This window comes from Streptomyces griseoloalbus, assembly GCA_014650015.1.
Taxonomy (GTDB): Bacteria; Actinomycetota; Actinomycetes; order Streptomycetales; family Streptomycetaceae; genus Streptomyces; species Streptomyces griseoloalbus.
Genome location: BMUD01000041.1, coordinates 1 through 23,604, shown reverse-complemented (window position 1 = coordinate 23,604; position 23,604 = coordinate 1). Strand labels below are relative to the sequence as shown.

Below are 23,604 nucleotides of genomic sequence, written 5' to 3'. Positions count from 1 at the left end.
TGGCCTCCATCGGACTCACCGAACAGCAGATCGACCAAATGTTCTGGCACAACCCCCGAAACGCCATCCAGTACACGGTCACCCACCGCTGAAACCGGGCGGTGGGAGTCCGGCGCCCGCCGGAGGGAAACCGGTCGTGCTCGCGTCCGTGGACGACCGAGTGCGTGCCGCCGCGCCCGACACGTGTCGCCCGACACGTGTCGTGCGACGCCTGCCCCCCACGACACGGCATCCGCGGGGAATCGTCCGTCACGAGCAGGAGGGACAGATGTCGTCGATCGACACCGAGCTGGAACACGCCCTCGAGGCCGCCCAGCGGGCCATGGACTCGACCGACGCGATCCTCAGGAGACTCGACCAGGAGCCACGTGAAGTATCGGTGAAGACCGACGGCTCGCTGCTCACTCGTGCGGATCTCGCCGTCGAGGACGCGGTGCGCGCCGAACTCTCCCCGTATGCCCCGGGCACCGAGGTCTTCGGCGAGGAGCGCTCCGGCCGGGCGGCGGTGCGCGCCCTGCTCGCCGGTGAAGTCGACGGATGGCTTGTCGACCCCATCGACCACACACGCCACTTCGCCCGGTCGGACCCGGAGTTCGGCACACTGCTGGCCTATGTCCGCGACGGCGAGCCCGTCGTCGGTGTGATCTCGGCACCGCTCCTCGGCATCCGTGCCTGGGCCCGGCGTGGAGGCGGTGCCTTCGTCAACGGTGAGGCCGTGCGCGTCAGCGACCGGCATGACCTCGCCCGGGCGGAAGTCGCTTTCGCGGGGTTCGTGGAGTGGACCACCGGGGCACCCCACCGCAACCTGGGCGCCGTGCTGGCCCGCTCGTCGTATCCGCACGGCACCCGGGGCGGCTTCTTGCAGCATGTGCGGGTCGCCGACGGCAGTGTCGACGTGGCCGTCGAGCCGTGGGGCGAGGCATGGGACCTGCTCCCGGGCGCGTTGATCGTGGCCGAGGCCGGAGGACGGGCCACGGCCCTGAACGGCGGCCCGGCAGGAAGGGCCTCCGACGGCGGCTTCGTCATCAGCAACGGCCCGCTGCACGACGAGGTGCTGGCACTGCTGCGCACCGGCGGCCCGGGGGCCGACGGAGGGAAGCACCCCGAATGAGCGAGCGGTCGAGCGGTGGCGTAATGCGTCCCTCCGCGCAAGGAGGCCGGGGCGGGGAACAGGGCGTGTCCGCCGAGCCGCCCCTGTCCGGTCCCGCCCGCACCGACGACTTCTCGCTGCGGCGCGCCTGGGACGGAGCCGGTGCGTCGGCGATCGCCATCGCCCACCTGCGCTCAGGGACGCGAGTGACCTTCGGCGACCTGGAGGCCAGGGTGTCGTCGGCGGCGAGGCAGCTGCGTACCCGCGCCGCCTCGCACGGCCTCGCGCAGCCGGTCGTCGTCCACGAGGCCCACGACGAGATCGCCACCCTGGTCACCGTGCTGGCCGCGGCACGAGCCGGACTGGGCGTCTGCCTGGTGCGCGCAGGCACCTGGGCGGCGACCTCACAGCGGCTGTGCTCACAGCTCGTCGCGGCCGGGTTCGACGGAGTCCTGCGCGAGGGCATGCTCGCGACGCGGAGCGAACGCGCGCCGCAAGGTGATCCGGGCGCTTGGCGGCTGCTCCTGCACAGCGGCGGAACGACGGGCCGGCCCAAGCTGATCCGGCTGGATCTGTCCCCCGCCGCACTCTCCGGCATGCAGCGGCTGTACCGGCGGGCCGGCTGGCACCCGGGATCCCACCAGCTCGGACTGCTGCCGCTGCACCACGCGGCCGGTCTGATCCCCGCGTTGACCGGCCTGCTCGGCGGTGGCCGCCTGACGGTGACGGGACGCGCCTTCGACCCCGACGACGTACTGGACGTCATCGCCGCGCAGTCCGTCGAATGGTTGTGCACCACGCCCACGCATCTGCGTCTGCTGGCACTGGCTGACGGCTTCGCCACCGCGGACCTGGGCACGCTCCACGGCGTGCTGCACACCGCGGCGGCGTGTGACCACGAGACCAAGCGGCGATGGATCGAACGCATCGGGGAGACACGTGTGCACGAGTTCTACTCGTCCACCGAACAGGTCGGGCTCACGTTCTGCTCCGGGCGGGAGTGGACACAACGGCCGGGAACCGTCGGGAAGGGATATCTCACCCGCGTCAGTGTGCGGGACGCCGACGGGCGACCGGTCCCGGCGGGCACCGTGGGGGAGGTGTACATGCGCAGCCTGTCGCATGCGCGCAACTCGGCGCCCGGCGTCAGGCGGACGAGCGACGGATACTGCTCGGTCGGCGACCGAGGCTACCTGGATGCCGCCGGATACCTGTTTCTCGTCGGCAGGGACGGCGACATGTTCACCGTCGGCGGCGAGAACGTGTACCCCGCCGAACTGGAAAGCGCGATCCTCCAAGTCCCCGGAGTCCTCGACGTGATGGTGCGGCCGCGGTCGCACGGAGTGCTCGGCAGCATCGCCGAGGCCCTCGTCGTCGCGGACGACCCCACGAAGGCGACGGCCTCCGCGATCAAGACGCACTGCAGGAGAATCCTGCCGCCGGCGTCCCGGCCCCATGTGCTGTCGTTCGTCGAAGCCCTACCGCGTACCGAAGTCGGCAAGTTGAAGAGATTGAGTACCGATGACCATTGAATCAGCACCGTCCACCGACCTGGCCCAGTTCGTCGGCTCGCTTCCCGACGTCGCGGATTCCGCCGTCGCGTTCTCGCACGACCGGTGGATCGTGGTGATTCGCTCCAGCGGAGCGGTCAGCGCCGTCGAGTACCGCAACCTGATCTGGGAGCACCTCGGCACGGACACCAGCGCTCCCGTGATCGTCATGGCGGATCCGTCGGACATCGGCGAGGTGACGATGCAGGTCGTGGAGCAGGCCGTGGCCGAGCACCGGTCGGTCTACACCGCACCGCACGACGAGGTCGAGGAGTACGTCTGCGCTGTGGTCGCCGCGGCCGCCCAGAGCGTTCGCGTGGGCGTCGACGACGACCTCTTCGACCTCGGTGCCGACTCGCTGGTCCTGATCGAGATATCGACAGCGGTCTTCGAGAGGTACGGCACGCAGCTCGACATGCAGGAGGTGTTCGAAGCCGGTACCCCGGCACAGGTCGCACGCCTGATCAAAACTCGGACGGCCGGCTGATGTGGCTGCTGGGAGGAGACCGGGAGTCCGTGGCGGTCGTCGCTGACGGCGAGGCGGTCACCTACGGAGCACTCGGCGCCCTGGTGCACGAGTTCGCCCGGCGGCATCTCGGGCAGGAGGGTGCTCGCGTCCTCATCGCAGCCGAGAGCGATCTGCGCACGGTCGTGGCCTATCTCGCCTCGTTCGTGACACCGACCACGGTCATCCTGGTGGACCCGCTGAGCGGCCCGCAGTCCCTGACCCGGACCGTCGACGCCTACGAGCCGCACGTGGTGGTCGGCGTACCGTCGCTCGAGCACACCCGCTACCGCGAGGCCGAGCCCGGTCACTGGGTCCGCCGGGAAGACGGGGCGACCGGTACGGCCTCCACCAAGCTGATCCTGCTCACCTCGGGTTCCATGGGTGTGCCCAAAGGCGTCGCGCTCGATGAGCCCGGCCTGCGGGCCAACGCGCTCGGGATCATCGACCGGCTGGAACTGGACACCCGAAGCCGCTCGATCACCAGCCTCCCCCTGCACTACGCGTTCGGCCTGTCGGTACTGCATTCCCATCTGGCGGCCGGCGGCAGCCTCGTGGTGACGAAGGAGCGCCCCACCTCCCGGAGGTTCTGGAACACCCTGTCCACCGGCGGCGTCACCCATCTGGCCGGAGTCTCCTTCATGTACGAGCTGCTGCAGGACCGATTCGCCGGACACTGGCCGCAGACGCTGCGGCAGTTGTCCCATTCCGGCGGACGGCTCGCACCCGAGGTGACGCGCCGCTACCTGGACCTGGCGCAACGGCACGGAGCGCAGTTCTTCCTCATGTACGGACAGACCGAACTCATGACACGGGTCTCCGCCTTCGACCTCACCCGCCGCCCGGACAAGCTGGGTTCCGTGGGCCTGCCCCTCACGGGCATCGAGGTGGCCTGCGACGAGGGAGAACTCCTCGTCAGGAGCCCCAGTGTGATGCAGGGGTACGTCGACTCGGCCGAGGCGATCCGCAGCCTCGAAGACGGCAGGTCCGGCCAGGGCTTCCACCGGACGGGCGACCTCGCGACCATCGACGACGAGGGCTTCATCTGGATCACGGGCCGTCTGAACCGGACGGTCAAACAGTTCGGGAAGCGGATCAGCCTGGACGAGATCGAGACATACCTCCGGCACGAGGGAGACGTGGCCGTCATCGGTTCGGACTCGGAGATCGTCATCTGCGTGACCGGACCCCGCAGCGACGCGAACGAACTCATCACACGCACCGCACGGGCAGCCGGGCTGCCGGCGTCGTCGATGTCGCTGGCATCAGTACCGGACATCCCCCGGACGAACCGGGGAAAAGTGGACTACCCCGCCCTGGCAGCGCTCGTCGCAGCCCGGCCCCGGAGCGCGCAGCGAGTGGCCCGCGACCAGCGAAGGGAACCGGCGTGAACCTCCTCGACGCCCACCGTCTTCCGGCCACGGTCTCGGAGCGCATCATCGTCCGCTACCGGGGCGAGACCGTTCACGACGAGCACGTGGGTGCGAAAGACGCGACGTTCTCCCTGCTGTGCGTCAGTAAGCCGATCTTCGCACTCGCCGCGCTGCACTTCCTGCTCGGCCGGACCGACGTGTCCTTGGACAGTCCGGTGGGTCCTCTCCTGCCGGACGTCTTCGGGCCGCGGTTCGACTCGGTCCGGATCCGCGAGCTGCTGACCCACTCCAGCGGCATCACCCGGGACGCCACGCCCGGACGCTGGTCCGAGGAACGTTTCCAGCGGTGGCTCGCCAACTCGCCCGTGGACCCGACGCGCGCGCCGGTGTACACCGTGACGACCGGCTGGTACGTGCTCTCGCTCGCTCTGGAGCGAGCGTCGGGCGTCGACAGGACCACGTTCGCACGGCACTTCGGCTTCGAACCGTTCGGTGCCGACCTGGGCTACGGACCGCCGGTGCCCGGTGAGGACCCTCCGCTGCCGATCGTGAACAGCGAGACCGGCGACCGCGAGCCCGATCTGTGGTGGGCCGACGCACCGGACATCATGGCATGCGCATGGCCCGGCTCGGGCTTCCGCGGCACGGCCGAGAACCTGATGCGGGTCTTCTCAGCCCTCGCCACCCGTGCCCAGCGCGACACTCTGCCCGACCCGCTGGCCCGCGCAGTCCCGTACCTGGAGCAGCCGGCCGGCAAAGGACTGTCGACCGACGGCGAGGGCAAGCACGCCTTCGACTTCTCGCACGGCGCGCTCACAGGCTGGCGGTGGCTCGGCCAGCGACCGGGCCGGGAGGCGTTCGGATCCGACTCCGGAACCGGCTCCTTCGCTCTCGCGGACACCCGACGCGAACTCTCGGTGGTGTACGTGAGCAACCTGGTCAGGGAGCCCGTGCAAAGTCTCCTGCGACGCCGACGGCTCATGGAACGCATCAACGACCATCTCGACGGCGAGCACTGAGCGCCGGTCTTGGTACCGCGCCCGGCGCCGCACGCGAAGCCGGGCGCACCGAGCGACCCACGAACACAGAATCCGGAACACGAGGCGGGGAACCAGGTGGACAGCGAGCGAACAAGCCTGACGTGGGGACAGGCGGCCATGGTCGAGATGTTTCACCACCGCGGCCTGGACCCCGTCCATTGGCCGCTGAGCATCGTCTTCGACGAGGACGCCTGCACGGACGAAGCCGGCGTCCTGGCGGCGCTCCAGGGCCTGGCCGACCGGCACGATGTCCTGACCGCGGTCTTCGAGGACGTGGGGGACACGTTCGACCACGCCGACCCGGACACGTTCCCGCGGCAGATCGTGCACCGAGGGGCCGATGTGCGTCCGCTGACCATCGAGGTGAACTCGGTCGACGCGCCGCTGACCGGTGAGGGCGTACTGGGCCTCACACAGAGCGAGTTCGTCCGCCGCAGGCAGGCCTTCATGCCATTGCTGATCAACCGCGGGGGCAGGTGGTCGGGAGGGGCCGTCGTCTCCCACCTGGCGGTGGACGGCAGCGGGCTGGAACTGCTCCACGACGAGTTCCGTGAGCTGCTGGCAGGCCGCACCCCTCGGCCGAGGGCGGCCCAGATCACCGAGGTGCTCAAGGCCGAGCGATCTTTCGAGTTCGCCCAGGCGGAGAAGGAGAACCTGGCCGTCGTGCAGCGGATGCTCGGTGAGGCCGCCGGCACCAACCTCAGGAAGGACCCGACCGACGCCGCGACGTTCGGTGTCGTGGAGTCGGCGGAACACGCTCGCTCGCTGGCGCGACTCCATTCCGCGCTCCGCGTGAGCAAACCCGGCATCTCACTCGTCGTCTACGCGATCCTCCTCAGCGTCGAGCTCTCGACACGACAGGTCGTGGTCCGGTCCCAGCACCGTCGGCCCTCGCCCGTTCCCGGCGCCGTCAGCGTCGTGGCGAACTCCCCCTTCGCCTTCACCTCCGTGACGATCGACCCCCATCTCACCTTCCGCGACCTGGTGGTGCGGGAGTACGCGAAACTCGTCGAGGGATATCGGGCCTCCCTCTTCTCACCCTATGGATACGAGCGGGTCAAACGTGCGGTCGCGGCGGAACGCGGGATCGAGGAAATCAACGGCGTCCCCGAGTTCAACTACCTGCTGAAGGCCGGTCCGCGCCGGGCCAGGGCCAAGGCCATCGCGGCGAGCAGGGTGGAACGCTCGTGGTACGAGGTCGTCGACGGCATCCAGCCCAACTCGCGCGGCAACCTCAGCATCTTCGAGGAGACCGATCACGACGTGCTGCAGCTGTTCGGCACCGCCTGGCGGGAGTCGAGCGACTCGTTCGAGGTGATCCGCACGTTCAACCGGTTCTGCGCAGTGGCCGCCACGGACGTCGATCAGCGGGTGGGCGACATCCTTGACCGCGCACGGCACGCCTACCGCAGGCACCCGGTGTCGCCGTCCCTTCCCTGACCCGTCCCGAGGCCCCGACGGGGTCCCGGGCGGCACCGCCCGCGGCCGCCTCACTCCCGGCCTGTATCCCCGCCGGCCCGGCCGAGCCCCGGCTCGGCGGGCTTGTGCGTCGACCGGTCGCGGTGCCCCCGCCGACATGACCGAAGTCGCTCCACACGGGCGACCCGATCCACACCGAGTGGCGCCCCACCCCGACCGACCTCATTCGCCCTCCAGGAAGGAACCTCCATGCGTAGCAGGTCCCACCTGCTCAATGGCGCGACGGCGGAGCGCTACCACCAAGACGTCAGCCTCGCCGCCGCCCGCATCGCGCGGAAACTGGCCACCACCGACCGTCCGTTCTCGGGAGCGAACCCGCAGGAGCTGGCACAGGTGGTGGACAGCGTCGATCTGGACACACCGCTCGGCGACACCGCGGCGGCCTTGGACGAACTCGAACGGGTCTATCTGCGTGACGCGGTCTACTTCCACCACCCGCGCTACCTGGCACACCTCAACTGCCCCCTGGTGCTTCCGGCCGTGGTCGGCGAGGCGGTCATAGCCGCGGTCAACTCCTCCATGGACACCTGGGACCAGTCCGGCGGCGCCACCCTGATGGAACGACGGCTCGTCGACTGGACCGCAGCCCGGATCGGGCTCGGGACAGCGGCCGACGGCGTCTTCACCTCCGGCGGCACCCAGTCCAACATGCACGCGATGCTGCTCGCCAGGGAGGAGACGCTGCGGCTGGCCGCGAAGAAGGCCCGGATCCCGGGCGACGCCCCCGACTCCGCGGCCGGCCGGGCGGAACTGCTGCCCACCTTGCGCGTCCTCACCTCGGAGATCAGCCACTTCTCCATCGAGAAGTCCGCACGTGTCCTCGGCCTCGCCCCCGACGCGGTGATACCCGTGCCGGTGGACGCCGCCACCCGCCGGATGCGCCCGGACGCCCTCGCCCATGAACTGGAGCGCTGCACACGTGCCGGAAAGACGGTGATGGCGGTGGTCGCCACGGCGGGAACCACCGACTTCGGCAGCATCGACCCGCTTCCGCGGATCGCGGACCTGTGCGAACAGTACGACACATGGCTGCACGTGGACGCCGCCTACGGCTGCGGCCTGCTCGTCTCTCCCACCCGCCGACACCTGCTCGCGGGAATCGAGCGGGCCGACTCGGTGACCGTCGACTACCACAAATCCTTCTTCCAGCCGGTCTCCGCCTCCGCCATCGTGGTACGCGACCGCACCGTTCTCGGCCACGCCACCCACCACGCCGACTACCTCAACCCCGAGTGGATGGCCGAGAAGGCGATACCCAACCAGGTGAACAAGTCACTGCAGACCACCCGCCGCTTCGATGCGTTGAAACTGTGGATGACACTGCGGATCATGGGGCCCGACGCAGTCGGAGAGCTCTTCGACGAAGTGGTGGACCGCGCCGCACAGGCCTGGCAACTGCTCCAGGACGACCCCCGGTTCGACGTCGCCGTACGTCCCGAGCTGTCCACACTGGTCTTCCGCTACCGACCCGCCCCCGGCACGGCCGCGGACCTCGCCGACTCGGCCAACCTCCATGCCCGTGAGGCGCTCGCGGCCACAGGCGAGGCGGTGATCGCCTCCACCGTCGTCGACGGGCGGCACTGGCTCAAGTTCACGCTGCTCAACCCGCTGACATCACTGGAGGACATCTCCACCACCCTCGACCTCGTCGCCCAGCACGCCGAGCGGCACCTGGCCGTACCCGGCTCCACGGTCGTGGCGACGTGAGCACCGCCCGACCGCCGCGCGGGCGCCTCAGTCCCCAAGCGAGGGCTCGCCGCCGTCGCGGCGGCCGTACCCGGCCACCGGCGGCTCCGCGCGCAGCAGCCGCCAGTCTGTGACCACGGGAACGAGTTCCCCGCGCTCCCACAGCGGCAACTGGTCGTGGTGGTGGGGGCCGTCGATGCCCGAGGCCCCGAGGGGCACGACCCACAGGCTGTCGTCCCGGTTCGCCAGGTCCCACACGTAGCGGGCCGCGGAGGCGCGCGTGAGATGGCCGTCGGCGTCCGGGATACGCGTGGTGGACAGGACACACTCCGAGTCGCCGGCCAGCTCCGGCCACGACACCGCGCCGCCGTCCCCGGGCAGCGCCGTCCAGGCAGACAGCCGGTGCAACGCCCCCCAGCGCTCCGGCTCCGGCTGCGCCGCGGCTTCCTCCAGGGCGGCTCGAACCAGATCGGCACGGTCGAGTCCGAGCGGTTTCTCGTCGGCGAGGAAGTTGTCGAGACCCACCGCGACCCGGGGTACGAGGGCCAGCCAGGGCAGCAGCACCTCCGGGAAGTCGGGGAGCTCGGCCAGCGGTGCCAGGGCCGGGTGCCCGGCGAGACGCCGTACCAGCGCGAAACGCACCCGTGCGTACAGCGTCGCCTCGGTGGAGTCGGCGCGCATGTGCCGGTCCCAGCCCAGCAGCCGGTCGCGCAGCCGCTCGGCCTCCCGGCTCAGGCCGGTCAGGTCCCCGAGCAGCTCCAGCAGCCGGTCCGCGGCGCCGGCACGGGTGTCCATGTGGATGGTCGGCATCTCGGCAGCCGTCCACGTGTCCTTCGCGTCCAGCAGTTCGCGGATCCGGCCGGCCCGGTGGTCGGGAGCGAACTCCACACCGAGCGGTGCGGCCGGACCGGCCTGGTTGGCCATCACCGCCACACCGTCCACCGGCTCGTGGGGCATCGGTGCATACCAGCCCTGCCACGTGCGGCCCGGTTCCCATGCCGGAACGGGATGCAGCCGGTTGTCTTCATGACGCACCGGCACGCGTCCGGCCACGCGGTGCAGCGTGCCTCCCGCCACGTCCGCGGCCTGGACCACGTTCACCGGGTCGACCCACTCGTCCAGCGCGGCGTCCACATCGGCCACACTGCCCGCCCGCAGCAACCGGGGCAGGGCGTCGAAGCCCAGGCTCCCGCCGACACGCGCGGGGTAGGCGAGGCTGAGGGCCTCGGCGTCGTCCGGGCCGCCCACGACCACCGGGCCGCGGGCAGTCTCGACGACCTCGACGTCGACGGACCCGCCACCCGCCACCGGCACGCTCTCGACGTGCACGTGAGCGGGCTCCCAGCCGTCCGGGCCCAGCGCCTCGACCGCAGCGCCGTCGCGCCTCAGCCGCTCCCGGTAGACGTCCTGGCAGTCGGCCATCGCGTTGGTGATCGACCACGCCACCTTCCCGGTGTGCCCGAAGTGCGGTATGCCCGGCACGCCGGGGACGGCGAACCCCACCACGTCGAACTCCGGACACGACAGGTGGATCTGCTGGTAGACGCCGGGATCCTCGATGATGCGGTGTGGGTCACCGGCCAGGATCGGCTTCCCCGTACGTGTGCGGTCACCGGAGACCAGCCAGCCGTTGCTGCCCGCCACGCCCCGCCCGTCGGCGGCGAACATCGCGAGAGCGCCGAGCCCGAGCTCGCCGGCGACCCGCCCGCGCCACAGCTTCGTGGGGAACCCGGAGAACAGCAGGTGCACGGAGAGCCATGTGCCGAGTGGGGTCCAGGGCTCCCACCGCCCGGGGCGCAGCCCGACGCGGGCGAACTGCTGCGCCGCGTCGGCCCCCTCCTGCAGGCCTGAGTTGACACCGCGGACATACGCGGTGACCCACGCACGCGTATCGGGTTCCAGCGCGTCGAAGCAGCGCCGCGCGGTGTCTGCGAGGCGTGCCCGCCGGGCGAGCCGGTCCCAGCCGAGGGCGTCGGCGCCGAAGACGGCGGCGGTCGTGCCCTCGAAGCGATGCCGCTCGACCTCGATCTGCCACGCGCGGTCAAGCGCCGCGTTCCGCCCCTGCAGAAAAGCGAGCTCCAGGATGTCGTCGGCTCTCAGATGAGGTATGCCCCAGGCATCCCGACACGTCTCGCCCGTCACCCCGAAGCCTCTCCTTTGGCGCGCCCGTCACAACGGCTACGAGTTGTACCAACTCACATGCCAAGCCGTCGAGATGACAGCGTATCCACCGGCGAGCACAACACCGGCAGCAACCCCACCCGTTCAAGAGCAGCGGTCGGCCGGACGGAATATGGGCCTGCCCTCCTGCAGCACGCGTCCCAGCGTGCCCGTCCCGGCGCGACTTCCCGGACCGTTGCCCTTGTCAGCCACCGCAGCGGCCGGCGACCGCTCCTTTGCCCGGTCCCTCGGCGGCCGGTACGCGCGATCGCGGCACTCCGCAGGCGGGGGACCGCCTCAAGCGTCCTACCCGACTGCCGATTCCGCCCGTACGTCATCGGGATCGGCTCGGGGCCGTTCAACCTGGGACTGCCCTGTCCGGTTGACCGGTCGTCACGCGGATACTCGATCACGGCGAGCCGTGCGGGGTGCGCCGCGAGTGCCACGAGAACCGTTGACGGCCCTCTTCACAGGCGCCAGGAAGACCACCCAGAGGCCAGGGACGTATCCCTCGGCGCTCCTCGGCACGTCCCCTCCCGCCCATGCCCCAGCCGTCCGATTCGTTTCCGAGGCGCGCGGGCGGGGTCTCGTCGCTCGCCCGCCAGCGGCGGGGTGCTGGGAGTTCGTCGGCCATCTCGGTCAGATACCGGGCCAGGGTGCTGCCGTCGTCGTAGAGGCAGGAGATGTCCTGCCGGTTCCATGATCCGATCAGCCCGGTGGCGGCGTCGACGAAGGTTCCCGAGAGCGGGTCTTCAGGCTCGTCGGCGGTGAACGGCATCCACGCCGTCTCCCAGACTCCCGGGAGACTCAGCAGATCGTAGGCCTCCAGGGCCTGGCGGACTCCGAGCAGTACATCACCGCCGGGAGTCGGCGGCCCGACGCGCCCGCCGCATCGCCGCATCGCCGCCACAGCGTACGCAGGCCGGCGGGGAGGCGGTGTCCGAGCTCGGCCTCCGCCTCGGCGATCAGTTCGTCCGGGGCCCCGAGCGTGACCGGGGGAAGCCGGCGGGTGGCGTCTCAGCCCGGCTTCCACACGGTCCCATGCCGCGATCACATCGTTGCTCACACATTCAAACTACCGACGGCCTGAGAACGAAGCAGCGCAACAACTGACGTGCGACGGGCCCCGGTTCACCTCGGCCAGCCGAACGGCGACCCACACCGCGCACCTCGACGCCGACGCCGCCCCTCGAGACGGGCCACGCCCACTCCACCCCCAGCTCACGCAGCGCCTCCTGTCGCGGTTCGTTCGTTCTGACCGGCATCCGGGGCGATTCAGGGCCATGAACGCAAGCGTCCGGGCCTCACCGACCAGTTCGGGCAGGCGGCGCGTCCAAGCGCCGCCGCACACCAACACACACCGCAGCCGGCTCTCGCGCAACGCGGACGACACCGCCAGGCGCGAGCCGCTGCCACTGTCCGCCCGAGAGCACCACGCCGGTTCGCATCGCTTGCCACTACCGAAAACGCAGCTCAGGACACGAACGCTGCTGGAGTACTGACTGATCTGTTCAGGGAGAGAGTGTGCGCACCACCGTGCCCAGGACCCGCTCCGACGGGAAGTATCCGACCTGGCGCGAGTCGAAGCTGATCCTCGCGTTGTCGCCGAGCAAGACCAACTGGCCTTGCGGTACGCATTCATCCCTTGCGCTGCTGGGCACCGCGCGGAGCGGTACGGGATCACCGGCACAGGCGGCGACCCGCTTGAACAGCCACTCCCGGCGGGAGACCGCAAGCGCGCCTGCCGTGCGCGGTAATGGTGAGGTGTCCCACTGCGGTCCCGGCATCGGCTGTTCCACCACGACGACCTGCCCGACAGCGGGCAGTACACCCCGGCGCACCAGGACGCGGTCTCCCTCCCTGAACGCCGGCAGCATGCTCGATCCGCGCACCGTGACGGCGATCAGGGTGCGCCCCAGCAGGGTGGCAGTCAGGAGCCCGAGAAATCCCGCAACGGTCAACATGCCAAAGAGCAGCGCCCATGACGACGCACCCTGGGTCCAGAGTGCCAGCCCGGTGCCGCTCAGCAGGATGGTCGTGGCAGCCGTCACCGCCCGGCCGATCAGCGGCCGGTGATGTCTCGGTTCGGGGAACGGGGCGAGCAGCGGCGGAGGGCTCCCGGGCATCGGAGGTCCGAGTGGGGTCCGTCCGCGTTCATATGCCATCACAGGCTCCCGGAGTAGGTGGTTTGTCCGTCCGCATCCGTCCCGTAGCCGGACGCCTGAAGCGCGAACAGCCGCGCGTACTCCCCGCCGTCGCGCGTCAGCGCATGGTGATCGCCTTCCTCGATGACACGCCCTTCCGAAAGCACGACAATACGGTCGGCGTTGCGCACGGCACCGAGTCTGTGGGATATGAGGACGCTTGTCCGCCCCTCGCGGTGCCGCTTCAAGGAGGTGTGGATCTCGTACTCTGCCACCGCGTCGAGGCCGGCAGACGGCTCGTCGAGGATTACCAGGTCGCGTCGGTCCCGGAAGAACGCACGGGCGAGCGCGAGCCGCTGCCACTGTCCGCCCGAGAGCACCACGCCGGTTCGCCCGCCCTCCTCGTCGGATTCCATGAGGAACATCCGTGACAGGACGGTGTCGTAGCCTTTCGGCAGGTCGGCGAGCTTGTCGTGGATGCCGGCGCGCATCGCCGACGACCGGATCCATTCCTGGTCGTCGAGCTTCGTCACGTCGCCCAGTGCGATGTTCTCCGCTGCCGTCATGTCGTATTCCATGTAGTCCTGGAAGACCGCGCTGATACGACGGCGCAACGCTGCCACGTCGACATCACGGATGTCCACACCGTCCCAGAGGACCGCCCCTCGGGTGGGGTCGTAGAACCGGCACAGCAGTTTGACGAGCGTCGACTTCCCGGCGCCGTTCAATCCGATCAGGGCCGTTGTCTTCCCGAAGGGAATGTGGAGGTTCACGCCACGCAACACCCATGGATGTGCGTCGGAGTACCGGAACCACACATCGCGCAGCTCGATCCCGCTCCGCAGGGCAGGCAGCGGACGGGGGACCGCGACGACCGGGAGGTCCGGTCCGCAGGTGACCACGGCGACGTAGTGCCCGAACATCAGCAGTGCCTGATGGGTGCGGGCCACCTCACGGGCCAGCTGCGTCAGGGCTCCCTGCACGCCGGCCACTGCCGCCACTAGCATGGTGATGTCACCGACCGACAACATGCCTGCGGACGCCGCCCATATCGCCCAGAGCAGTCCACCGCCGGAGACCAGCGCAGCGAGCAGCCCAAGCCCGCTCTGCGTGACGACCTCCCGTAGGTCCACCGCGCGTTTGGCGGTATTGGCGGCTCGCCGCTCGACGAGCATCCTTTCGCGCAGGAACGCCCCGATGCCGAACAGCCGCACCTCCTTGGCCGCTTCCACACTGGCGAGCAGATCGCTGTAGAAGAGCTCCCGCCGTTCGGTTGGGCCGATCCGCCACAGCATGCGTGCTCGTCGCCGGGACAGCGCCAGCTCGGCAAGCAGCATCGGCACCCCTGCCGCCAGCACCAGAACCGTCAGCACCGGGTTGAGCAGGAAGAGTGAGCCAAGAAAACTGATGATCGTGAATGCGGCCCGGGCGCTCCCCAAGGTGCCCTCGACGGCCTGGTTGGCGGTGACGGAGCTCGCCTGCTGAGCGAGCCGCAGCCGGTCCAGGAAGCGCGGATCCTCGAACCGGCCCAGCCCGACGAACCTCTCCACTGCCTGGAACAGCCGCTCCTGGCCGAGAAGCCCCGTCTCACGTTCCAACTGGGTCCGCACGTAGTGCGTCACCTGTGGCACCAGGCCGCCGCAGACGCCCACCAGTGACAAGCCAATTCCTGGCACGAGTACTGTTCTCAGCTCCGCCCCGCCGACCAGGCCGTCCAGCGTCACCTTGGTGAGCCAGGCGGTCGCCACCGGCAGCGCGCCGCTGACCAGCGTCAGGGCGACATATGCCAACAGCGCGCCGGGGGCCGCCTTCGCCGCGAGGGCGAACGCGAGGGCAGTCCGCTGCCACCGGCTGCCGGCCGGTGCCCCTCGTGCTTCTTCGTCTCGGCTGTTCACGGCTGTGACCGGTTACGCAGCCGTGGTGACGGGCCGGTCCAGCGGCACCCGGTTGGCCGTGACCACGAGTTGACCGGTGTCCTCCCGTCCCACGCGCAGCACGGTGGGGTATGCGGTCGCCCTGAAGGCGGTCGACAGCGCGCCGTTCCTGTCCTCCACGACCACACGTGAGACCGCGCACAGGGCAGAAACGAACGGTGTGGCATCGCCCGTCTCACCGACGATGACCGCCAGCAGCCGGTTCCGTCCGCCGGGCGCCGTCTCCGCGAAGTCGGCGAAGCGGGGAACCTCCGTCTCACACGGCCCGCATCCGGGCGAGAAGAACGCCACGACCGTCCCGTCTTCGAGGAGGTCCTGGCTGATGGGCTCGCCGTCCACGGTGGAGGTTTCGAATTCACCGATCTCCTGCCCCACCGCGATGGCGAACGGATTACCTCCCCTGTCTGCCAACAACGCGGAGTGATCGCGCAGCCTTCGCAGCACGCCGAGCATGAGGATCAGGTTCAGCAGACCGAGCAGTGCCACGCACACGACTGCCGTGATGAGCACGGGCATGGTTGTTCTCCTTCATCAGGTGGCTGGGAAGATCGAAGGGGGCCGGGCGGAAGAGTTCGGCGATGTCATCGAGTGCGGTGACCACAACGCCCAGCGCCAGACCGATCGACGCGGACACGGCCAACCCCCCGAGGTGTATGGGCCCCCTCGCTCCCGAGGTGCACGCCCCGACAACCGCCATCGTCACCAGGACGGCGTTGCGCATGAGGTGACGGCGATCGAGCGGGGCGGCGGAGCTTCCGAAGCAACGGCAGGGGACACGCAACCCGCGACGTATGACGCGCGCGATACCTGCCGTGAACGCCGTCAGCAGCCCCGCCGCGAGGACGAATCCGCCGGCCGTGGCCACGGCCATCGGCAGCAGGAGCAGCGCGAAGATCGCGCCCTCGGCGGCCACCACGCCCCGAGCCACCGCCCGGACTGTCATCGGCGGCAGCAGCCGCATGGAACGCAAAGACGCCACGAAGGCGTCGAACGCTCCCGGCCCGGCCGTCTTGCTGAGGAACGACGCAAGGAACACGGTTCCCAGCAGACAGCGGGTTGTGATCGCCACATATTGCACGCTTCATCCTCCGGTGCAGACATCCGGTGCAGACATCCGGGACCGGCTCCGTGACGGCGACCCGACCCTCGAACGTTCGGTGGTCCGCCGTCACGGAGGCATGTCCCTTACAGACGAGACGAGATCATGAACACGTCAGATCCGTCTCACCCGCACCCGATGACCTGACAGCCACAGTTGTCGCGGCAGACCGCCAGACACGGCCTGTAGTCGCACTGCCAGCAACTGCCGTACTCCACGAGCTTCTCCGGTCCGCAGGCTGCGGACGCATCGACCTTCGGCACGAGCAGGCCCAGCAGCCTGGTCCCCAGCGTTTCGAGCTTCCTGTACACGAGATCCTTCTCCCTGAATCGTGGGACGGCACATGTTCGGGAAGGCCCGAACAGGCATCTACCGGCGATGGCCTTACGGTCATTTGCCGTCGCCCACGCTGCCTCACGATGCTGGGGAAAACCTGCAGAGAACCTTGAATATGTTGGTCACCGGTAGTGGGACGGTAAATCGTTCGGGTCTGTTCCGTAGCCGGTGGCGATGGCGAGCGCCCGTCTGCGATCACCGAACGCGCATGATGCGAACACACTCGTAAAAACCGTGTTTTCGGGGTTGTCGGCGTTGGCCATCGAGGATATGGCGGACGGTGACGAGATAGTGCGGATTACGGCTCGAACCCGGGATATCCCCGTGCCCTGTCCGCTGTGCGGGGTGGTGACGAAAAAGGCCCACGGATATCACGGCCCGTGCCGGACCTACCGATCGACGGCCGACAGGGCGTGGTCCGGGTGAGGATACGACGGCTGGTCTGTCCGGTCCTGGGCTGCAAGCGGCAGACCTTCCGAGAGCAGGTCCCCGGGCTCCTGGAACGCCATCAGCGCCGCACCACACCTCTGACCGGCCAGCTTCCCGAGCTGGTCAAGGAGTTAGACGGCCGGGCCTCCGCCCGACTCCCCGGCACGCAGGCCGTGCCCCTCTCGTATACCACCGCCCTGCGGCTGTCGCGGCGCGTGCCCGTGCCCGTGGTGCAGATCCCGCAGGTGAACGGGACCGACGACTTCGCCCTGCGGCGCCGGCACAGCTACACCACGATCATCACCGACGCCGATACCATGATCCCGCACCGCACGTCCGGCGTGGAGGAGACCACGCTCCCGCCGGACTACCAGCGCATCCTGGCCGTCGCGCGGGAGGCGGCCGGGCCGGCCATGGCTCGGCACGTCGGCGAGGTGCTGGGGGTGGACGTCAGCGTGCGGGCCAGACCGGAGCCGTTGCGCGGGAAGCTGGTCAGGCCGGCCGACCGCGGCTGGCCTCGGAAACTGCCCGACGGCCGCTTCACCACTCGCCTGTGACCAGGAACGCTGCCGCCCTGATGGCACTCATTGACTGAATTCCCCACCCCTGCTCTGTTCCCAAGTCTGCTTTATCCGGGACGTTTCCTCTGCCCGTGCAGCGATCCGTACGACCCTTGATGGTGCGGGAGCGCAGGGCGCGCGCCTACGGCAGCGGGGTTTGCATGTGCCGTAGCGGCATGTGGTCCAGTAGGCGGCGAGCACGACATTGAGAGGTTCCCGCGCATGCCCCTTCCTGCGATTCCCCGCCGGGTCAAGATCGGCGACGCCGCCGCGTTCGCCGGGACCACACCCCGCGCCATCCGCCACTACCACGCCATCGGGCTCCTCGCCGAACCGGAACGCGGCAGCGACGACCGCCGCCGCTACGTATACGACGACATGATCCGCCTGCTGTGGATCCGCAAGATGGCTGATGCGGGTATCTCCCTGGACGACATCCGGGCCGGCTTTGAGAGCGCCACCGGCATCGAGCAGTCCCTGGCCCGGCTGGAAGAGTCCCTCGCCTCCAAAGCCGCCGCCATCGAAGCCCAGCGGGCCGCCGTGCACCGCCTCCGCGAGGTGGGCAGCCCCCTCGGCCTGCTCTCACCACTGGTCAGTGGCCGCCTGCATGATCTGCCACCCGGAGCCCTGCGCCCGGCCGATCTCGATACCCTTCTGGTCACGGAACGTATCTTCGGCTCCCTGGGCGCCGCCGTCCAGGCCAACCGGTTCATCGTCCTGGCCACCCACCCCGAACTGCGGGCCGAGGAAGACCGCCTGGCCGAGGCCGAGGCGGCCCTGGACGACACCATGTCCCCCGACGACCCCCGCATCGAAGACCTGGCCGCCCAGCGGTGTGCTCATGAGACCGCCCTGGGAGCCACCATCGACAGATCCGGCCTGGACGAGGCCCTCGACGTCCTCCTGGACCAGGAGGACGAGCACGCCGGCGAGAAGGAAGGCGAGGCGAGGACGAGCCCGATGGAGGCCATCGGCAAGATGCCCTACGACTTCTCCCCGGCCCGCGTCCGGTACGAGGAACGTGTCATCGAACTGCTTCACTCGGCCGATCAGGACGGCGACACCCCACGGACCTGCTGACTGGCATCGGCGCTCGCGGCAAGCCCCACAAGAAGATCGCGGTGATCCTCCTGGCCGTACTGCGCCACGACCAGCGCCTGGCCGACATGGCCGGCGACAGCAACATCTCCGAGTCCACCGTCCGACGCTGACGCGACGAGGCGATCGGACTGCTCGCCGCACACAGCCCCCGCGCCTGGACCGCGCGTGCAAGAGGATCGCCCGGCAGGGTGGGGAGGTGGTCCTGATTGACGGCACCCTCATCCCCACCCAGCGCCGCACCGGGAAGGCCGACCGCAAGAACTACTCCGGCAAACATCGCCACCACGGCCTCCACTTCCTCGCCCTCACCGACGAGAGGGGCCGCCTGATCTGCGTGGCCATGAACGCGGACCCCAACGGGTAGGCACGCTGACGCGTCCCGGCCTTCGTCGTTCCCCGCCCCTCGTATCCGGAGCAACGTGGACAACAGGATCCTGTGCCGACGTACCGTGCCGCCCCGCACCCATGCGGACCGCAACCACGGCCGCGCCCGGCCCCACCCCGAACGCCACGACGATCGTCACGTCCAGCGCATGCCGATGGCGGAGAGCTGTTCGACCCGTTCCCGCGACAGTGTCGCTGCTCTGGATCTCTGATTCCCGACCCATGCCCCAAGCTTGATCTCTCGTTCCTCCTGGCCCCCGCCGCTCTCGCCGTCGCGACTGTCGTTCCCGCTGCCGAGGGCGATTCGTTCGATGTACTTGCGCGGTACCCGCAGGTGTCCTTCGCGTTCGTAGTACTGCCGGGCGGCCTTGTAGTTCAAGGCCCACTTGTCGGCCTGGCTGGTCCGCAGCTTGGGCTTCTCGTTCTCGGTGGCGGGCTCGATCCCAAGGACCTGCTCGCACATCCACTGCTGCACGGTGGTGAGCTTGTCCCACCCGAGCCGGACCGATCGCACCCATCGTCCGAGGTCCTCGCCCTGGTACACGACGCTGCCCGGCTCTGTCAGCAGCTCGCCGCCGGCCTCCAGGCGCATCCGGACCAGATGGAAGCAGCGCTGCCATTCCACGGACCAGGTGGGGCACCACGAGGGGTCGATGTCCTCGAGCTGCTCGCGCCGCTCCTCCGACAGCGCGCCGGCCGCGGACCGAACGGGCAGGCCTTGGGCGCGCCGCTGCTCGATCTCGGCGGCCCGGCGTGCGGCGGCCCGCTGGTTCTTAAGCCAGATCCCCACCCGGTAGCCCTGGTAGGTGGCGTCGGTCGGTGCCAGGAGGTGCCCGTTCTCCTCGGCCCATCCGCGCGCCGCGGCCACCCCCTCTTCCCAGGCGACGTCGTAGTGCGACCAGACCATGCCGAGCTTCTCCAACTGCTCAACACGGTCGGTCTCCATCTCCCCACGGGCGTAGAAGCGGCGAGTGTCGGCGATCCACTGCCCGAGGGGGAAGCCGGCGAGGGCGGCCGGCCACCCCTCGGCTCCGGTCTCCTGGTCGTCACGGGTGGGCACGCGGTAGGTGAAAGGCACGCGCAGGTCGCCGTGGAGCCGCTTGTAGATGACGGCGGCCTCCACGCCCCGCCGCCAGTGGGCGTGTTCTGGGTTGAGGACGCGCAAGTTGATGAACGCGGCCAACTGCGCGGGATCGCGCGGCGTGGAGAACTTCAGAAGCTCCCGGGCCGGTACCGACACATGGTCGCTTCGGTCGCTCTCACCTCCTTCCCCAACCACCCCGCTACGGCTCTGTACGCCCCTGACGCTGCTGCGAGCCTGCTGTTCGGCGAGCTGTTCCACGACCCGGGCGTCGTGCGCCCTGAGCGCCTCGAGCAGCTTCGCCAGTCCGCCGAACGCCCTGCTGGTGAGCAAGTTGTCGGCCGTCTCGCCCGGCCCCAGCAGGACGGGCACCACGAGGGAGGCGGTCTTGCCCTCGCCGGGCTCCATGCGCAGGGCACGGCCGACGGCCTGTACGAGGTCGGGCATGGAGCCGCGTACGTCGGCGAAGTAGACGGAGTCGCAGTTCTTGGTGTCGACGCCTTCACCCAGGACCTTCACCGAGCCCAGGAAGGCCTTCTCCACGACCGTGCCGTCCGTGGCGATGCCGTCGGCAAACTCGGTGAGGACCCGGCGCCGGTGGTTCGGCTTGTGCTCGCCGCACAGCCAGTTGGCCCAGATCATCTCCGGGTACAGCTCGGGGGCGGCGGCGTGCAGCCGCTTGGCGACGTGGGGGAGACCGGCCGCGAACGCCTCGGCCTCCTTCACCTGGTGGTGGAAGACGAGCGTCCTGCGGAAGCCTTCCTCCGCCGAGGCCTTCACCAGCGCCGTCTGCAGGGCGGCGAGCCGCGCCCCGCGGACCTCGTCCGAGCGGCCCTCCACACCCAGGAGCTGAACGGCCTGAAGCTGGGTGTCGGTGATGTCCAAGCACACCACCTGGTACGGCGCGCAGATCCCCCGGTCGATCGCCTCGGACAGCGTCAACGTGTAGCAACGCGCCCCGAACGGCCCGTCCGGGTCGTCCTCCATCGACGCGACCAGTTCACCCGGCGCGCCTGGTGCAGCCTCGGAGCCGTCGTTCAGTTGCCACAGCCGCGGCGTGGCCGTCATGTACAGACGCCGCAGGGCGGGGATGCGGGTGTTGTCGTGGACGACCGCCCACGGTCTGCCGATTCGCCCCGACGTCCGGTGCGCCTCGTCGACCACGATCAGCGACCACCCCGGAAGGCCGGCGGCGTGCGCACGCTCCAGCATGCCCAGCCCAAGGGAGGCGTACGTGGCAAAAACAGTGACCTTGTCGAGCGGCCGCACCCAGTCGACCAGCTCGCCCACGTCCGTGGTGTTCGGGAAGGACGCCTCCTCACCCCGCAGGGACGAGACCCCGATCATCGGGCCCGTGCGGCCTCCCGCGCGCCAGGCGGCCTCGGTCTGGGCGAGCAGATCCAGGGAGGGCACGAGGACCAACACGCGGCCCGCACACAGCTCCTCGGCGCTCCGGGCGGCCACCAGGGTCTTGCCCGATCCGGTCGCCATAACCACCTGAGTACGCAGCCCCCGCTCCGGCACAGTAAATCTTGCAGGCAACTCGAGCGCCCGCAGTACCGCGTCCACGGCTTCACGCTGATGAGGACGGAGCTCCCTCACCGTCATTTCAGTCCCCCCTCTCCCACAAGCCGGACGACAGCACGCCCACACCAAGAAGCAACCAACTGAACTCACAACGATGAAGCCATCCAACTCCAGAGCCTATCGCAAGCCCAGAATGAAGCAGATGTGCGGGGAATCAGCACGGAAGCCAGGGGTACTCCCCGCCTATCACTGTCCACCCTGCGGGAGAGAGCCATGACACAGACCATTGGAAACGGCGAGGGCAACCGGTTCTGCAAGGCGTGCGGCACGCCGGCCGAGGACGGGAAACTGTGCAACCACTGCGGCGCCGTCCTGGACCTCCCCGACAGTGCGGGACTGGTCGAGGACCAAGGCGCGGCAGTACGCCGCGACTTCGAAGGACGCACCCGGCAGTAAGCAGGAGCGGCGGCCGGAGGACAAACCTGATCAACCCACTCCGCTGAACAGCATGCACCGGGGTACTCGGGCCGACATGGCATCCACAACTGATCCCGTCATGTCCCTGCGGGCCGTGCGGCAGCTGCGCCGGGTCCGCACCTTCTACGCAGGTGGCGTCCTGCTGTGGGCGGTATTGACCGCCTGGACCGGATGGCAGCTGCCCGGGAGCCGGCAGATGTGGGTGTCCGCCCTCCTCCTGGCCGTCTTCAGCGCCCTCCTACTCACAGCCTCCCTGTGGCTGCAGCGCCTCCAGACCGCAGAATGCCGACGTCCCGCGCACCACACCGCATCACGCAAGGCCACTGCACCACGCCACGCACATGCCTGACCCACCGCCGGTAAGGCAGCACCGCCCGCCCGCGTCTCATCGTGTTTCTGCGCCTCGACATCTGACTGCAAGCCAGTCCCTCCCCAGACCACCTCTGAGTATCTCTGAAGCCGGTGAGGCCGTCCGTTTTCGGCCCTCTCTCAGAGGCCAGGAGGCAAGGAGCGGGCAGGGGGTAGGCGGGTAGGTATGGATAGCACACGACTTCGACAGGATGATCCGAGCTCACAGGAAACCCGTGCCCGAGGAACAATGCGGATGTGGCGGTGGGCCAGGTGGGCAGCACTTGTTCTCGCGGTCAGCTGGGCGGTGAACTGGGTCGTCAATCTCATCCAGGGCGAGCAGGGCCGGGACCTGTGGTGGCCTCTGGTCAGTACCGTCATCTGGGCAGCGTTGACCGTGTACGGCTTCAGGACCTACCGCCGGATCAGGACAACGACCCTGCCGGGCATCACCGGCCGCTCGTCTGCCTGACCACCTCGGCCAGCCCGCTCCCTTGTGCTGCTTTCGGTTAGACGAGCACCGAACGGTGACGCTGTCGTGCGGTAGGGGAGGGGATGGCGGTGGAAGCGGCTAAGTGGTCGGTGGATCGTGAACGCTTGACCCGGTGGGTTCCTGAGAGCGAGCGGATGACGGCCGGCTGTGCGGTGACATACGGACACACGCTGTGGGGCCTGCTCCCGCGACGCGCTTCACTTCTGTTGACCGACCGTCGAGTACGAGTACTGCGCCACCGAGGCAATGACCTCCAGTACGCCATACGCGGCATCTGGTTCGAGATGATGCGCGGCGAGGCCGAGGCGGTCTGCAGGAACCCGCAGGTGCGGGTGGAGTTCGACAAAGGACAGGAAATCGAACTGCGTCGGCATGACGGTGGGGTGGAGCGCCTGCTGATCAGTCAATGGGACGCGATGCATGCCGAGGCTCTGTATGAGGCGTTCCCTCCCGGGAGCAGCGATCCGCGGTGACGCGACAACGACCCCACCCTCACAGCCGGCCCGGCCCCGTCCCCTCCTAGGTGCCCGGGCCGGAGGCCCGTTGACGGCACCGCGCAGCGGGGCCGGCCTCCTGGGCGCGCAGCGCCTCGGTGGCTGGAGCGCAGCGGAAGCCACCTCATGGGGCCGCAGGCCCCATGAGGCCCGGGAGCACAGCGGACGGGACATCACCTGCCTTGCGCAGCAAGGCAGGTGAGCGGAACGCGCAGCGTTCCGCCAGCGCTCACGCGCAGCGTGAGCGCAACCCCCGCGCGCAGCGCGGGGGTTCGCTTGTCCATCGCGCAGCGATGGAGCACCCGCTCCGCGGG

The 23,604-nt window shown here is 69.3% G+C and carries 20 protein-coding genes and 1 pseudogene; 13 read left to right on the top strand and 8 right to left on the bottom strand.

All coding sequences use genetic code 11. The features are described 5' to 3' along the window. Positions 1 to 268 precede the first annotated feature (268 nt). The 7 genes from IE178_RS34310 to IE178_RS34280 all read left to right on the top strand — a co-directional run bounded on the left by IE178_RS34310 (position 269) and on the right by IE178_RS34280 (position 8,744). The gene (locus IE178_RS34310; protein ID WP_184766699.1) at positions 269 to 1,111 is read left to right on the top strand and encodes an inositol monophosphatase family protein; all 843 of its coding nucleotides are present in this window, start codon (positions 269 to 271) and stop codon (positions 1,109 to 1,111) included. 65 nt (positions 1,112 to 1,176) lie between these two features. Next, positions 1,177 to 2,622: a class I adenylate-forming enzyme family protein gene (locus IE178_RS34305; RefSeq protein WP_184766698.1), complete on the top strand. Its 1,446-nt coding sequence runs from the start codon at positions 1,177 to 1,179 to the stop codon at positions 2,620 to 2,622. Next, a complete protein-coding gene (locus IE178_RS34300) occupies positions 2,612 to 3,127 on the top strand; it encodes an acyl carrier protein (protein WP_184766697.1) in 516 nt (171 codons plus the stop codon). Before IE178_RS34305 ends, IE178_RS34300 begins: the two co-directional genes overlap by 11 nt. 29 nt (positions 3,128 to 3,156) lie before the next feature. Continuing rightward, positions 3,157 to 4,536 carry a class I adenylate-forming enzyme family protein gene (locus tag IE178_RS34295; RefSeq protein WP_193514972.1) on the top strand — a complete coding sequence of 460 codons (1,380 nt, stop codon included), beginning with the start codon at positions 3,157 to 3,159 and terminating at the stop codon, positions 4,534 to 4,536. After that, positions 4,533 to 5,537 (top strand): serine hydrolase domain-containing protein, encoded by a 1,005-nt coding sequence (locus tag IE178_RS34290; RefSeq protein ID WP_184766695.1) that lies wholly within the window; start codon positions 4,533 to 4,535, stop codon positions 5,535 to 5,537. The genes IE178_RS34295 and IE178_RS34290 overlap by 4 nt, the downstream gene beginning before the upstream one ends. Positions 5,538 to 5,675: 138 nt before the next feature. Next, the gene (locus IE178_RS34285) at positions 5,676 to 6,998 is read left to right on the top strand and encodes a condensation domain-containing protein (RefSeq protein WP_193514971.1); all 1,323 of its coding nucleotides are present in this window, start codon (positions 5,676 to 5,678) and stop codon (positions 6,996 to 6,998) included. A gap of 228 nt (positions 6,999 to 7,226) precedes the next feature. Further along, a complete protein-coding gene (locus IE178_RS34280) occupies positions 7,227 to 8,744 on the top strand; it encodes a pyridoxal phosphate-dependent decarboxylase family protein (protein ID WP_193514970.1) in 1,518 nt (505 codons plus the stop codon). 27 nt (positions 8,745 to 8,771) lie between these two features. Here the strand turns inward: IE178_RS34280 and IE178_RS34275 are convergent, their stop codons facing one another. The 6 genes from IE178_RS34275 to IE178_RS34250 form a co-directional block, all read right to left on the bottom strand. After that, entirely contained in the window at positions 8,772 to 10,865 is a 2,094-nt protein-coding gene (locus tag IE178_RS34275; RefSeq protein ID WP_193514969.1) for a penicillin acylase family protein, read from the bottom strand. 427 nt (positions 10,866 to 11,292) lie between these two features. Continuing rightward, positions 11,293 to 11,784, bottom strand: a complete 492-nt coding sequence (locus IE178_RS34270) for a hypothetical protein (protein ID WP_193514968.1) — start codon at positions 11,782 to 11,784, stop codon at positions 11,293 to 11,295. Positions 11,785 to 12,394: 610 nt separating this feature from the next. Then, the gene (locus IE178_RS34265) at positions 12,395 to 12,934 is read right to left on the bottom strand and encodes a S26 family signal peptidase (protein WP_229876474.1); all 540 of its coding nucleotides are present in this window, start codon (positions 12,932 to 12,934) and stop codon (positions 12,395 to 12,397) included. A gap of 113 nt (positions 12,935 to 13,047) precedes the next feature. After that, positions 13,048 to 14,922, bottom strand: coding sequence for an ABC transporter ATP-binding protein (locus IE178_RS34260; protein WP_193514967.1), 1,875 nt, complete (start codon positions 14,920 to 14,922; stop codon positions 13,048 to 13,050). Between the two features lie 12 nt (positions 14,923 to 14,934). Next, positions 14,935 to 15,414: a TlpA family protein disulfide reductase gene (locus IE178_RS34255; protein ID WP_193514966.1), complete on the bottom strand. Its 480-nt coding sequence runs from the start codon at positions 15,412 to 15,414 to the stop codon at positions 14,935 to 14,937. Next, positions 15,353 to 16,030, bottom strand: coding sequence for a MauE/DoxX family redox-associated membrane protein (locus tag IE178_RS34250; protein ID WP_184766689.1), 678 nt, complete (start codon positions 16,028 to 16,030; stop codon positions 15,353 to 15,355). The genes IE178_RS34255 and IE178_RS34250 overlap by 62 nt, the downstream gene beginning before the upstream one ends. Before the next feature lie 540 nt (positions 16,031 to 16,570). Here IE178_RS34250 and IE178_RS36475 point away from each other — a divergent pair. The 3 genes and pseudogenes from IE178_RS36475 to IE178_RS34235 form a co-directional block, all read left to right on the top strand. Further along, a pseudogene (locus tag IE178_RS36475) lies at positions 16,571 to 17,142 on the top strand (transposase family protein); the annotation flags it as partial. 465 nt (positions 17,143 to 17,607) lie between these two features. Next, the gene (locus IE178_RS34240) at positions 17,608 to 18,465 is read left to right on the top strand and encodes a MerR family transcriptional regulator (RefSeq protein WP_193514965.1); all 858 of its coding nucleotides are present in this window, start codon (positions 17,608 to 17,610) and stop codon (positions 18,463 to 18,465) included. A gap of 217 nt (positions 18,466 to 18,682) precedes the next feature. Beyond that, positions 18,683 to 18,850, top strand: coding sequence for a transposase family protein (locus IE178_RS34235; protein ID WP_193514964.1), 168 nt, complete (start codon positions 18,683 to 18,685; stop codon positions 18,848 to 18,850). Between the two features lie 156 nt (positions 18,851 to 19,006). On the opposite strand, the gene IE178_RS34230 is transcribed toward IE178_RS34235, so the two are convergent. Next, positions 19,007 to 21,559 (bottom strand): DEAD/DEAH box helicase, encoded by a 2,553-nt coding sequence (locus tag IE178_RS34230; protein ID WP_193514963.1) that lies wholly within the window; start codon positions 21,557 to 21,559, stop codon positions 19,007 to 19,009. Between the two features lie 192 nt (positions 21,560 to 21,751). Between IE178_RS34230 and IE178_RS34225 the strand changes: the two genes are divergently transcribed. The 3 genes from IE178_RS34225 to IE178_RS34215 all read left to right on the top strand — a co-directional run bounded on the left by IE178_RS34225 (position 21,752) and on the right by IE178_RS34215 (position 22,775). Beyond that, complete coding sequence (locus IE178_RS34225; protein ID WP_184766683.1) at positions 21,752 to 21,934, top strand: hypothetical protein; 183 nt, start codon at positions 21,752 to 21,754, stop codon at positions 21,932 to 21,934. 76 nt (positions 21,935 to 22,010) lie between these two features. Then, on the top strand, positions 22,011 to 22,304 hold the full coding sequence (locus tag IE178_RS34220; RefSeq protein ID WP_184766682.1) for a hypothetical protein: 294 nt from the start codon (positions 22,011 to 22,013) through the stop codon (positions 22,302 to 22,304). A gap of 249 nt (positions 22,305 to 22,553) precedes the next feature. Further along, on the top strand, positions 22,554 to 22,775 hold the full coding sequence (locus IE178_RS34215) for a hypothetical protein (RefSeq protein WP_229876476.1): 222 nt from the start codon (positions 22,554 to 22,556) through the stop codon (positions 22,773 to 22,775). Between the two features lie 218 nt (positions 22,776 to 22,993). Here the strand turns inward: IE178_RS34215 and IE178_RS34210 are convergent, their stop codons facing one another. After that, the gene (locus tag IE178_RS34210) at positions 22,994 to 23,170 is read right to left on the bottom strand and encodes a hypothetical protein (RefSeq protein ID WP_184766680.1); all 177 of its coding nucleotides are present in this window, start codon (positions 23,168 to 23,170) and stop codon (positions 22,994 to 22,996) included. Between the last annotated feature and the right edge of the window lie 434 nt (positions 23,171 to 23,604).